At 57.5% G+C, this 12,147-nt stretch carries 12 protein-coding genes; 10 read left to right on the forward strand and 2 right to left on the reverse strand.

The window, feature by feature from the left end:
- Positions 1–58 precede the first annotated feature (58 nt).
- From OHL23_RS19320 to OHL23_RS19330, 3 genes are read left to right on the forward strand one after another with little or no spacing between them, the layout of a single operon-like run.
- The gene (locus tag OHL23_RS19320) at positions 59–433 is read left to right on the forward strand and encodes a response regulator (protein ID WP_263353603.1); all 375 of its coding nucleotides are present in this window, start codon (positions 59–61) and stop codon (positions 431–433) included.
- Between the two features lie 39 nt (positions 434–472).
- Positions 473–814: an Hpt domain-containing protein gene (locus OHL23_RS19325; RefSeq protein ID WP_263353604.1), complete on the forward strand. Its 342-nt coding sequence runs from the start codon at positions 473–475 to the stop codon at positions 812–814.
- 7 nt (positions 815–821) lie between these two features.
- Positions 822–1,049 (forward strand): DUF2905 domain-containing protein, encoded by a 228-nt coding sequence (locus OHL23_RS19330; RefSeq protein ID WP_263353605.1) that lies wholly within the window; start codon positions 822–824, stop codon positions 1,047–1,049.
- Between the two features lie 33 nt (positions 1,050–1,082).
- Here the strand turns inward: OHL23_RS19330 and OHL23_RS19335 are convergent, their stop codons facing one another.
- Positions 1,083–1,823 carry a hypothetical protein gene (locus OHL23_RS19335; protein WP_263353606.1) on the reverse strand — a complete coding sequence of 247 codons (741 nt, stop codon included), beginning with the start codon at positions 1,821–1,823 and terminating at the stop codon, positions 1,083–1,085.
- 142 nt (positions 1,824–1,965) lie between these two features.
- Here OHL23_RS19335 and xseA point away from each other — a divergent pair, with 142 nt between their 5' ends.
- From xseA to OHL23_RS19370, 7 genes are all read left to right on the forward strand, one after another.
- The gene (xseA, locus tag OHL23_RS19340; RefSeq protein WP_263353607.1) at positions 1,966–3,525 is read left to right on the forward strand and encodes an exodeoxyribonuclease VII large subunit; all 1,560 of its coding nucleotides are present in this window, start codon (positions 1,966–1,968) and stop codon (positions 3,523–3,525) included.
- Positions 3,522–4,910, forward strand: a complete 1,389-nt coding sequence (glmM, locus tag OHL23_RS19345) for a phosphoglucosamine mutase (RefSeq protein ID WP_263353608.1) — start codon at positions 3,522–3,524, stop codon at positions 4,908–4,910. The genes xseA and glmM overlap by 4 nt, the downstream gene beginning before the upstream one ends.
- Before the next feature lie 322 nt (positions 4,911–5,232).
- Positions 5,233–6,036, forward strand: a complete 804-nt coding sequence (locus OHL23_RS19350) for a tetratricopeptide repeat protein (protein ID WP_263353609.1) — start codon at positions 5,233–5,235, stop codon at positions 6,034–6,036.
- A gap of 12 nt (positions 6,037–6,048) precedes the next feature.
- Positions 6,049–6,492 (forward strand): ATP-grasp domain-containing protein, encoded by a 444-nt coding sequence (locus OHL23_RS19355; RefSeq protein WP_263353610.1) that lies wholly within the window; start codon positions 6,049–6,051, stop codon positions 6,490–6,492.
- 310 nt (positions 6,493–6,802) lie between these two features.
- Positions 6,803–7,417: a hypothetical protein gene (locus OHL23_RS19360; RefSeq protein ID WP_263353611.1), complete on the forward strand. Its 615-nt coding sequence runs from the start codon at positions 6,803–6,805 to the stop codon at positions 7,415–7,417.
- 122 nt (positions 7,418–7,539) lie between these two features.
- Complete coding sequence (locus OHL23_RS19365; protein WP_263353612.1) at positions 7,540–8,334, forward strand: carotenoid biosynthesis protein; 795 nt, start codon at positions 7,540–7,542, stop codon at positions 8,332–8,334.
- Between the two features lie 17 nt (positions 8,335–8,351).
- The gene (locus OHL23_RS19370; protein ID WP_263353613.1) at positions 8,352–8,891 is read left to right on the forward strand and encodes a hypothetical protein; all 540 of its coding nucleotides are present in this window, start codon (positions 8,352–8,354) and stop codon (positions 8,889–8,891) included.
- 26 nt (positions 8,892–8,917) lie between these two features.
- On the opposite strand, the gene polA is transcribed toward OHL23_RS19370, so the two are convergent.
- Positions 8,918–11,677, reverse strand: a complete 2,760-nt coding sequence (gene polA, locus OHL23_RS19375) for a DNA polymerase I (protein WP_263353614.1) — start codon at positions 11,675–11,677, stop codon at positions 8,918–8,920.
- Between the last annotated feature and the right edge of the window lie 470 nt (positions 11,678–12,147).

Raw genomic sequence — 12,147 nt, forward strand, 5'->3', positions numbered from 1 at the left:
CTGCGCCAGTAATTGAAACTCGTGCGTTGCCATTTGTAAGTATGTATAGGAGTACCGCTTGTCCCGCCGAATTCTGATCATTGACGATGAAGACGATATTCGCCAGGTCGCCGCGCTCAGCCTCGAAACCGTAGCTGGGTGGGATGTGATCGTGGCTAACTCTGGCGCGCAGGGGCTGCTGCGTGCCGCCGAACACCAGCCCGACGCGATTCTGCTGGATGTCATGATGCCTGGGATGGATGGGCCGACGACTTTTCGCGAATTGCGCAAGAACCCGGCTACGGCAAAGATTCCTGTACTGCTGCTGACGGCCAAAGTGCAGGGCCCGGACCAACGGCGATTCGCGGATCTGGGCGTGGAGGCGGTGCTGATGAAGCCGTTCGATCCCCTGACGCTGTCGACCCAGATGGAGAAGATTCTCGGCTGGGAATGATGCAGTGTTGACGCACTGCCGTCCAGGCGCAAAGACATTATGGCCAGTACGCCTCCTGAAACTCGACCAGCCACGCCGCCATCCCTTTCAGACGCCCTGAATCGTCTGTGGGTGAAATTCTTGCCGGATATCGAAAATCGCGTCTCGATTCTGGAAGCTGCGGTTAGGGCGCACGCTGACGGCCACCTGTCGGAGGAGCATCGCGGGGCGGCTCACGCAGCGGCGCATAAGCTGGCTGGAACGCTGGGCACATTTGGGCTGCATCGTGGGACCGACCTTGCCAGGCAGATTGAGTTGGAGTTTGCCGATGAGTTGCCCAGCACCGCTCAGGTATCTTTGTGGATTGCGGAACTTCGCAGCGTGATCGAGCGTCGTCAATAACAGCGAGATGAATCACGGACCATTGGCGCGGATCGGCCTGAGTTTGATTGTGCTGGGTATTCTGTTTCTTGCCGCGGCTGGGCTTGCCCGATTGGGGTGGCCGCTGGGGCGGTTGCCGGGAGATATTTCGGTTCGCGGAAAGCACTTCGCCTTCTATGCGCCGATTGCCACCTGCCTGCTGTCGTCCGTCGTGCTTACGCTGTTGTTCTGGCTGGTTAGCCATTTCCGGCGATAAGATGCGCTACGCTTGTGAACGCTCATCGAGGAGTTACCGGGCAGCGCCTTGCACTGGCTTGGCCTGCGTGTAGTCGGCTGGAATAGCGAAGAACGCCGGGTTGGGTTCGTTGCGGTTCAACTGCGTGACAGTCATCGCGACACTGCCCGTCCGCGGATCGCTGTGCTTGACGATCAGGTTCATGTGAAGATCGTCCGAGTACCAGAACTCGTCTGTGACCGGGATTTCCTTGCCCATGCCGCTGGCTTCTGCTGGGATTTCCTGTGTCTCGCGAACGCCATGTGCGAGCACACCGGCGATTTCGCGCATTCCCAGATCTTCTTCCCGTGTGAATTGACTTTGCGGAAGGCTGCGGGCCGTCGGCGAGGCGAGCAGTTGCGGCGGCTCCGTTGACGGCGGGTGATTCACGATTGCTGTCGAGAATGTCTTGTTGGCTGGATCGAGATAAGCCGTAGTTCTGGATACGGGATCGTAGAGATGAATGCTTTGGATCGCAGGGATCACATTGTCCGAAACCGAAACGAGCATTCTCGACTCGTTGTGGATGCGGCCCTGACTGTCACGGCCAATCTCCCGAATCGTCCTGAGATTGACCAATGCGCCATCGCTTTGAACGATGGATCTCTCGACCTGCACAACGCCCTTAAAGGGAGCATTCGCCACTGGTGTGACGAAAATATCCGGCCGAGCTTGGGCAAAAACTGCCGGAGCGGCGATAGCGAAGCCGAGCAAAAGCGCGCCAGACCAGCCGGCGAGTGATTGGCGGGAAGGCACGAGCACCTCCAGAGAAATCCGTCGGGGCAAGAATAGTCCAATCCTGAAGGGCATTCAAGGACAAAACTGGCTGATCGGAACTGGCACCCGGTTTCAGGGAATCGGCTCATTGCGTAGGTACGAACGATTACACTTTGTGTTGGTGAGTGCAAAGACTTCATCCTCGAAACAGCCCGCGACGCCGCAACTAGACCTGCTCTTTGAGGTGGCTGCTCCGGTCGAAGAGGCGATCCCGAAGGTTGCCCCGCGGCGCAGCCGGGAGCGGCGAACGTGGCTCGTCCATCAGCTCGTCTCCGAGGCACGGGAGCTGGTCGAGGCGGAATTCGGCGATGTCTGGGTCGAAGGAGAAATCTCCAACTTCCGTCCGGCGTCTTCAGGCCACCTGTATTTCACGCTGAAGGATGCCGAGGCGCAGCTTCCTGTGGTGCTCTTCCGCCGCCAGGCGATGCTGCTTCGCTTCCGGCCGGAAGATGGCCTACAGGTTCGAGTACGCGGCAAAGCCAGCGTCTACGAGCAGCGGGGTCAGCTTCAGCTTGTGGCGGAAACGATGGAGCCTGTGGGCGCAGGCAGCCTGCAACTGGCCTTTGAACAACTGCGCGACAGGCTGAAAGCCGAAGGGCTATTTGACGCGGAGCGGAAGCAGCCACTGCCGGCATTTCCACGCACCGTTGCGGTGCTGACATCTCCAACCGGGGCAGTGATCCGAGACTTTCTGAACATTGTGAGGCGGCGCAATTCGGGATTGAATGTGCTGGTTGTCCCGATGGCCGTGCAGGGCGACAATGCGGCGGGAGAGATTGAGTCCGCAATTGCGATGACAAATGATTCTGGCCTTGCGGACCTGATCGTGCTGGCGCGCGGCGGGGGATCTCTGGAAGATCTTGCTGCGTTCAACAGCGAACGCGTGGCGCGGGCTGTTGCCGCTTCGGCTTTACCGGTAGTTTCAGCGGTTGGCCATGAAACTGATTTTACGATTGCCGATTTTGTGGCTGATCTGCGCGCTCCAACGCCTTCGGCTGCGGCGGAGCTGGTGACGGAAGCCCAGCATAAGGTCGAGGAGTTAATCGCGGTGCTCTCAAATCGTCTGATCCGGGCAGCGCGGTTTCAGCTTTTGCAGGCCCGGCAAAGTCTGGCGCATCTCCCCGTGGCATACACGCAGCAGCGCGTCGCATCGACCATCCACCGGCTCCAACAACGGCTGGACGATCTTGGCTTCCGTATGGAATCGGCGATGAATGAAATGCTCCGCGAACGCCAGCGGACAGTTGGCGAGCTGACGGCGGCTATTCTCAGCCATGATCCGCGACAAGAGCTCAGCGCGGCCCGCGAACTGCTCGCTTCCTGCCAGTCGCGCCTTGATTATTCGCTGCATCGGCGCTTGGCGGCGGCCAGGTTTCGCTGCGAGTCGGTGGACGCGCGGCTCTATCGCTCGACACAGATTTCCATGACCGCGCATCGGTCCGATTGGACCAATCTGCGCGGCAGGCTGCAGGCGCTATCGCCGGTGGCTGTACTGCAACGCGGCTACGCTCTCGTACAAAATGAGAACGGAGTTGTCGTTCGCTCGGCAGGCCAGCTTGTAGTTGGCGAGACGGTCCAGACGCGGCTGGGCGATGGTGGTTTCTCGAGCAACGTCACGGCGGTCAACGTCATGACAATCCAGCCCAACAAAAAGAAAAAGGACAAACCAACTTCCAAATGAGACAGCTTTTCGGCACCGACGGCATTCGCGGCATTGCAGGCACGGCACCACTCGACACAAACACGATCTACGCCGTCGGGCTCGCCCTGGCGCACCAACTGAGACCCGGCGCTCTTGCGAATGGATTGGTAGGTGCGAGGGTGATCCTGGGAAGGGATACGCGGGAATCGAGCCCTTGGATTACGAAGATGCTCGCCGCCGGGCTGCGCGCAGGCGGTGCCGAGGTTGAGAGCGCCGGCATCGTACCTACGCCCGCGATTGCGCATCTGGCGCACACGCACGGCTTCCATGCGGGAGTGGTGGTCTCGGCAAGCCATAATCCGTGGGAAGACAACGGGATCAAGCTCTTTGGTCCCGATGGAAAAAAGCTGCCCGATCAGACGGAACTTGCGATTGAAGAGGTGATCTTCAAGCATGCGATTGCGACGACTCCGCCGGATATGGCTGATGTGCCGGAGATCGAGGATCAGTTGCACTATGCCGAGGAATATGTGGCCTACTTGCTGGCTGCGGTTCCCGGTTTGCGTCTTGACGGGATTGCCGGGCATAGCATCGTGGTCGATTGCGCCAACGGCGCGGCGGCTGCGGTTGCGCCGAAGATTTTCGCTGCGCTGGGCGGGAATGTGACTTTGCTCAATATCTCGCCGGATGGGCGAAATATCAATGACCATTGCGGGGCGCTGCACCCGAAGACCGTAGCTGTCGAGGTTGCGCAGCGCGGGGCAAACCTTGGGATCACCTTTGATGGTGATGCCGACCGCTGTCTCTTTGCCGGGGCTTCCAACAATGTCATCAATGGAGACGCGATTCTGCTGATGGCTGCGCGCGACCTGCAGGAGCGAGGACTGCTAACGGACAACGTGATTGTGGCTACCACCATGTCAAACATGGGGCTGGAAGCTGCGCTGAAGCGGTCCGGGATTACGATGCTTCGCGCTCAGGTGGGAGATCGCTACGTACTGGAACTGATGCAGCAACGGAATGCGGCGCTGGGCGGCGAGCAGTCGGGGCACATCCTGTTTCCGCATTTGGCGACTACAGGCGATGGGTTGCTGACTTCGCTGGTGGTGCTGGACCTGATCGCACGCACCGGCAAGGCGGTCGAGGAATTAACCGCGGACCTCAAGGTCTTTCCGCAGGTAATTGTGAATGTGAAGGTGCGCGAGAAGAAGCCGCTTGAAGACATTCCCTCAGTCGCGGAGCGCATCCGTGCGGCAGAGGCTGAGTTGGCTGACTCGGGGCGCGTAGTTATCCGCTACTCAGGCACGGAGGCTTTAGCGCGAGTGATGATTGAAGCAGAGAGCGAAACCGCGATGAAGCACCATGCGGAAGCTATCGCCGGAGCTATCCGATCGGAGCTGGGCATCGAAACAAGTCAATCGTAGAGACACGAACGTGAGAATACCCTAATTTCTCATCGACAACACTTCCCTCTCCTGGCTACAGAATTGCTGGCTTGAAGTGAACCAGTGCAGGTAGCACTTCCCCGGGAGGTCGGTGTTGCAACGGATTAAGAGTTCAGAGCCTGTTCTCGATTTGTCTTCGGCTGCCGTTTCTGCCAAGCAACCCTTCCGCCTGATAGAAGAATTTCCTTACTTTGGGAAAAAGGCGTCCTGCTGGAACGGCCGGGCCGCAGTGGAGAAGCGCGGGACAACTGGATTGCTCTTCTGGAACTAGATTCCTCTCATTTAGGTGCTCTAAGCCGTCTTGGGGGGAATTCTCGCTGCTGCGGGAGAAAACCAGCTCGCGCTCGAGATCTTCTGGAATGCTGTAGCGCTGCATCTAGGCGATCCGATGTTCCTGGTGAACCTGGCTAACATACTGATCAAAGAGGATCAGTATGAGCTGGCGCGGGAGCAGTTGGAGCGGGCGCTCAGTCTCGATTCGAATTTCCGGCCTGCGCATGCTGGCTTGGCTTTTCTGTTGCCCCGCCTGGGTGAACCGGGGATGGCTACACGGCATGGACGCATTGCATTTCAAGGCCGATGTCTGGTTGGATCGCAATACCGGGGCGATGCGACGCCGATCACGGTTTTGGAGCTGATTTCGACGCGTGGGGGCAATGTTCGCATACAGAATTTCCTGAGCGGTCAAATCTTTCAACGTTATCTTGTCACTGCCGAGTTCTATGACACCAACACTCCGTTACCGCCGCATCAACTGGTGGTCAACGCGATTGGGGATGCGGACGCGGCTGGCGCGGCGCTGGCTGGGGCGAGCGCTTTGTTGGCGCACACGACGGCTCCGGTGATCAATCCTCCCGGAGCAGTGTTGGCTACGGGCCGTGCTGCTGTTGCACGGCAGCTGGCTACGATACCAGGGATTGTCACTGCCCGGACTGCTTCGGTACACCGTGATTTGCTCACCGGGCCGGATGCTTTGGTCAGTCTCGTGGAGATGGGATTTGCGTTTCCATTGTTGCTTCGATCGCCGGGATTTCATGGGGGCGAGCACTTTCTGCGGCTTGAAACTGGGGCGGAGTTGCCAGCTGCGCTTGATGCGCTGCCGTGACGCGAGTTGCTGGTGATGCAGTATCTCGACGCTCGCGGACCGAATGGAAAGTTTCGCAAGTATCGAGTGATGATGATTGATGGGCGGCTCTATCCGCTGCATTGCGCTGTTTCACATCATTGGAAAATTCATCACTTCAGCGCAGAGATGGAGGATTATCCGGAGCATCGCGCCGAGGATGCTGCTTTTCTGGGCGATATGCCCGCTGTGCTCGGACCGCGCGTGATGGCGGCGCTTGAAGCGATTCAGGCTGTTCTCAGCCTCGATTATGGCGGCATTGATTTTGGCGTCTATGCGGACGGCGATCTGCTGCTCTTCGAAGCCAATGCGGCGATGGTGATTTTACCGACCGTCGAGGATGCGCGATGGGATTATCGGCGGCCTGCTGTGGAGCGAGTTGGCCGGGCTGTCCATAGATTGCTGGTGGCGAGAGCGAGACCAGAAGCAAGAACTTAGTATGCAACGCACCAAGATAAGGCCAGTGATGCGGCCTTCGATATAGAAGCCTGCAGTCTGTGAATGGACGAAGAAAAACGCTCCGTTTCCACAACCTTTCTTCTACTCAGTGTTCCAGAAGATATGTAGGCGCCTGCATTCCGCAGTAGGGTCTTCACTTCCGGTATCTGGCAAGTAATCTATCTCGTCGCAGCTTTTCTCTGCGAAAAGCTCCTCTCAGATGTGCCTCAAAACCATAGTTGAAGTGGAGATAGTCCAGAGTAAACTCCCGGCAGAGCCGGCACACCCATGCAACGCAGGAGAATGCAACATGAACGGTTTGTTGAAGAAGCTCACCTTTGCGGCGCCTATCGTCGCCGTTGTACTTACCCTTACTCCAATTGCCGCTCAGGCGCAAGAGATCTTTCCGATTGAAGGCGGTCGGACCACGGTAACTCTGTCGAAGGCTTTCCTGGCTGATGTAACAGCCATCAAAGCAACTCCGACGTCCATTGTTCCCTCGCAACTCTACAACAACCAGATATTCTTCCCCATAACTTCGGGCGCAATCAGCCTCGATACGGCGACGGGGCAGATACTGCATTCCGGCGGCATAACCCTTACTGCCGGAACAAAGGTAGTGCGGTTGGATAGCTTCATTCTCAACACGCTGGGCGAGCAGCCTTATGTTACAGCCCTGGTTGTAGCCAATGGCAGGTTTCTCGGCCGCATCAATGTTTTTGACGCGGAACTTTCGAGCGACCTCAAGCTCCCGCTTGTGCCGGAAGACGGAGACTTTTTCCTTTCAGGCACCAAGCTGACCCTCGACCCGGCTGGAGCCGCCGCCTTAAATGATGCCTTCGGAGTCAAGACCTTCGAAGACAATCTTTATATCGGTTATGCTCTGTCTCTTGTGTTCGTCCCACTCAACGCAGACGGGATCTAACTTATTACGACCGAGGCATTCTGCGACCGGAGGAATGCCTCGGACTCACACTTAACATGATATTTCCCCGAACAGAGTCGACTTGCCTGCTATCTTGAAAATCAGGATTTCGGGAGACTCGCTTGAATCGACTTTTGCGCGCGGCTTCGTGGCTGTTTTTCGTTGGCATCATGTATCTCATTCTCACTGAGGCGGTTTGGCCCTGGCTGAAGCTGCCGGACCTGGGAAATATCGGATTCACGCTGGTTTTTGTGCTGTTTTCGATCACTCATTGCATAGTCATCGAAGGCGCTCGTCGTACCGCGATGTTCTTTGCGATCTCCGCAATTGTCTCTTTTGTGCTCGAAGAGGTTGGCGTTCGCACCGGCCTGGTGTATGGCGCTTATCACTACAGCGACATGCTAGGCGCGAAGCTTGGGCATGTGCCGATTCTCATTCCGCTGGCTTGGTTCATGATGATCTACCCGTCATGGATGGTGGCGCGGGCGCTGCTGTGTGGCGTCGACCAACAATCACTTGCTGGCAACACTGGTCGCGCGGTTGTGGCTGCGTGTGTGATGACTGGCTGGGATATGGTGATGGACCCCGGCATGGCCGCATCGGGCAACTGGATCTGGGAAAAAGGCGGCGCTTATTTTGGCGTTCCTATCCACAACTACTTTGGCTGGCTGTTTACGACTTTTCTGGTGTACTGGATCGCCGGTTTTCTCTGGCGGAAAGCGGATAAGCCAGTCGGCGTTGCTCGGATGTATGAGTCTCTGCCGGTGATTGTTTATGCGTTTTTTGCTGTGCGATATGTTGCTTCGAATCGAATTCCTGCTTTACAGGTGGTTGCAATGTTTTCGATGGGGTTGCCTGCATTGCTAGCGTTGATTCGGATTGGTGTGCCTGTAGACAAGAGTGCAAAGGCAGAATAGTGGAGGCAATTTCGAGCGTGAAGACGACGGTACTCTGTATCTCATTCATTCTTTTCGTTACAGTACTTTTTGGGGTATTTCGAACAATCCTTGAACGACGATGCCCGTTCGTTCGGGAGTTCAACGACACTACATGGCAAGCGTATATCGTCTTGATGGTGGTTGCCGCTGGACTGTTCGCTTGGGCTCGTCTCGATTTGCATGTCGAATCGGTGGAAATTGCTGGTGTGAAGGCAACGGTCGGACAGCTTCAGCAAAATGTCCAATCGCTCTCCCAACAAATGGAAGTATTCTTCAAGAACAAACGAATTGAAACATTTGACAAGACAAATTGGCAGCGCGTCCGAACGGTAAGTAACCCCGGACAGAGCTTGATGCTTGAGGTAACGCTTGATGAGGAACCGATTCCGGGGAGTGTTGAGGTCTTTGAAGGAGTCCTGCTAATGCCCGAACAGAAGTACAGTATCGAAGGGCGAGTGGTACGATTTCCAGCGAACACAAATAAGCCCGTTAACGGACTTACGATAAAGTATTATCCGCGCATTACCCAACATTAAAGATGATCTCTTAAATGATTTTCAATTCATTCCATGTCGCGCCAGTTATTGCCGAAGGCCTGGTCGGCTACTATTGGGACGCGTAACTGGATTACATTTTCCATTGCGTCTTTGACCAACCTGGTTATCACTTCTGTTTCGTCTTCGGGGACTTCGAATAACAGTTCGTCGTGGACCTGGAGGACCATGCGAGTCTTCAGGTTTTCGTTTGTTAGTTTTTTGTCGATGGTGATCATGGCGCGTTTGATCAGGTCGGCGGCTGTACCTTGCAGCGGAGTGTTGATGGCTGTGCGTTCGGCGAATCCGCGCTGGTTGGCGTTGCGGCTTTCTATGTCGGGGATGGGGCGCATTCTTCCGAAAAGGGTGCGGACGCTGCCCGTTCGGCGGGTTTCTTCGATGGTCTTGTCGATGAAGGCTCGGACGCCCTGGTAGCGAGCGAAGTAGCGATCAATATATTGCCGCGCTTCGCCCTGTGGAATGCCTAACTGCGCGGCAAGGCCGAAGGCGGAGATGCCGTAGACGATGCCGAAGTTGACGGCCTTGGCGCGGGCACGGACGTGCTTGTCCATATTCTCTGCGGGTACGCCGAAGACTTCGCTGGCGGTTAGGGTGTGGATGTCGCGGCCGGTCTTGTATGCCTCGGTGAGAAGCGGGTCTTCGCTGAAGTGGGCCATCAGGCGCAGTTCGATTTGGGAATAGTCTGCCGAGAGCAAGCGGAATCCGGGGGCAGCGGTGAAGGCGGCGCGGATTTCGCGGCCGAGTTCCGTCCGGATGGGGATGTTTTGCAGGTTGGGATTGACGGATGAGAGGCGGCCGGTGGCTGTGGCGGCGGCGTTGAAGGTGGTGTGGACTCGCGAGTCGGAGTCGACGAGGAGCGGGAGGGCGTCGACGTAGTTGGACTTGAGTTTGGCCAGATGGCGGAACTCGATGACGAGTTGGGCGATTTCGTGCTCTTCGGCGAGGTTTTCGAGGACGTCCTGCGCAGTGGAGATTTTCTTGCCTTTGCCGTAGATGAGCGGCTTGGGCAGGCCCATGTGGGTGAAGAGGACTTCGCCGAGCTGTTTGGGTGAGTTGATGTTGAAGCGGCGGCCTGCGTGTTCAAAGATTTTTTCGCTGACGCGCTGGATTTCGCTGCCGAAGCGCTGGGAGAGTTCGTCGAGTGCGCCGAGGTTGATGCGGACGCCGACTTTTTCCATTCCGTAGAGGACCGGGACGAGCGGCTGGTCGATGGTTTCGTAGACGGAGGTTAGTTTGTGCTCTTCGACCTGATTGCGCAGGGTGGGCAGCAACGTTTGGATGGAGTGGGCTGCGCCGGGGAGTGAACTGGGCACAGATTGGCCGCTGCGGGCCACGACATCGACCAGGGTCTGCGTGGCGTGGGTGGGGTTGAGCGCATAGGAAAACAGCATGGTGTCTGCTACGGGGCCGCGGAGGGTTACTCCGAGGGCAGCGAGGCGATGCAGGGCTGTCTTCCAGTCGTGGACGATCTTGGGAACTTTGGGGTCTTCTAGCAGGGATTGGAGTTTTGGCGTGAGTTGGAGGCGCAGGGCCAGTTCCGGCTCGCCCGGTTGCAGGACTGAGACTCCGACGAATTCGAGCGTGGGCATTGCGGGCGGCTGGGCCGAGACTTCGGCGGCGGCCATGATGTCGAGAAGAGATTGGACGGGCGGGAGGGATTCTTCTTCGGCGATTTCTTCGGCGGTACTCGATGCGGGTTGGGCTTTGGCGTCTTTTTCGAGGGCGAAGGCGAAACCGTGGGCTGGTGCGGCGGCGAAGAAGGCTGCGATCTGTTCGTCGGAGGGGTCGTCGATGAGTTCGGCGGTAGGCTTTTGTGCTCCGGGGGCCAAGTCGCGCAGCATGGAGGTGAATTCGAGCTCGGTGAAGAGTTCGCGGGCGGCTTCGAGGTCGGGGTCCTGCGTTTGCATGGCCGTCAAATCTAGATCGACGGGGACGCGGGTGTCGATGGTGACGAGTTCCTTGGAGAGCAGGACGGTTGCGCGGTTTTGCTGGAGGGATTCGCGGTAGGACTTGCGCTTGACCTCTTCCGCGCGATCAAGAACAGCTTCGACGCTGCCGAATTGCTGGATGAGTTCGACGGAGCCTTTGTCGCCGATGCCGGGTGCTCCGGGTACGTTGTCGATGGTGTCGCCGCGGAGGGCCATGACGTCGATGACCTGCTCGGGCGGGACACCGAGGAGTTCGATGACTTTTGGCGGGTCGATGATGAGGTTGTCTTTTTGCGGGTTGAGGACGCGGACGTGTTCGGAGACGAGCTGCATCATGTCCTTGTCGCCGGAGACGATGAAGACTTCGTGGCCCTGTTCGGAGGCCTGGCGGGCGAGGGTGCCGATGACGTCGTCGGCTTCGAAGCCGATGGATTCGAGGATGGGGATGCGGAGGACTTCGAGGGCGCGGCGAATGTAGGGGAGTTGGCGGGCGAGGTCTTCGGGCATCGCTTCGCGCTGGGCTTTGTAGCCCTCGTAGGTGGTTTCGACGAAGGCCTGCTCTTTGCTGCTCCACTTGCGGAGGGTGCCGATCTCCTGGGCTTTGGCGTCACGGAAGACGGCTCCGCTGACGTCGAAGACCGCGGCGAGGTAGTGCGGGGAGAAATCGGCGCGCAGCTTGGTGATCATGTTCACGAAAACGTAGGTGGCCGCTGTGGGCAGGCCGCCGCGCGTGGACATGGGGCGCGAACGCTGCATGGCGTGGTAGGCGCGGAAGATAAAGGACATCGTGTCCAGGAGGAAAACGGGCTGACGGTCGGGCGAATTGATTTCTTCGGGCATCGTCTGCGAGTTTAGCAGCGGGTTGGGTGGGAGTGCTAACGATGCCCCTGCCCGGTAACAGCTCAGTTTGATGCTGACGACTGAACTCGCGATAAATGAGCCTTCTGGGAGTTGCTTCAGTGGTGCGCGAAGTCGATCACCACGGCCGCTATCCAGACGACTGCTGCCAGCAGCCAGAACGGGCCACCTTTCCATTGTCGGCGAATGAGAATAATTGCTCCCCAAGTGAGATTGATCACCAAGAATAGTGCGGTTATCGGAAGAATGCTGAGAAACCAGACAAACGGCTCCCCCGTCGTCGTATATATTCCCGCTGCACGTTCCTCTGGTATTGCCCAACCACCGCGCGAAGCCGCAAACACGTAAAGAATTGTCCCGATTATGTTCAATACGAGTAGCGCTATTGATTGAGCATCAAAGGGCATCCTCGCCGGTGGCATTACTCGTCCTAATCGACTCCGTTCCTGCAT

The organism is Acidicapsa acidisoli, from assembly GCF_025685625.1.
GTDB lineage: Bacteria > Acidobacteriota > Terriglobia > Terriglobales > Acidobacteriaceae > Acidicapsa > Acidicapsa acidisoli.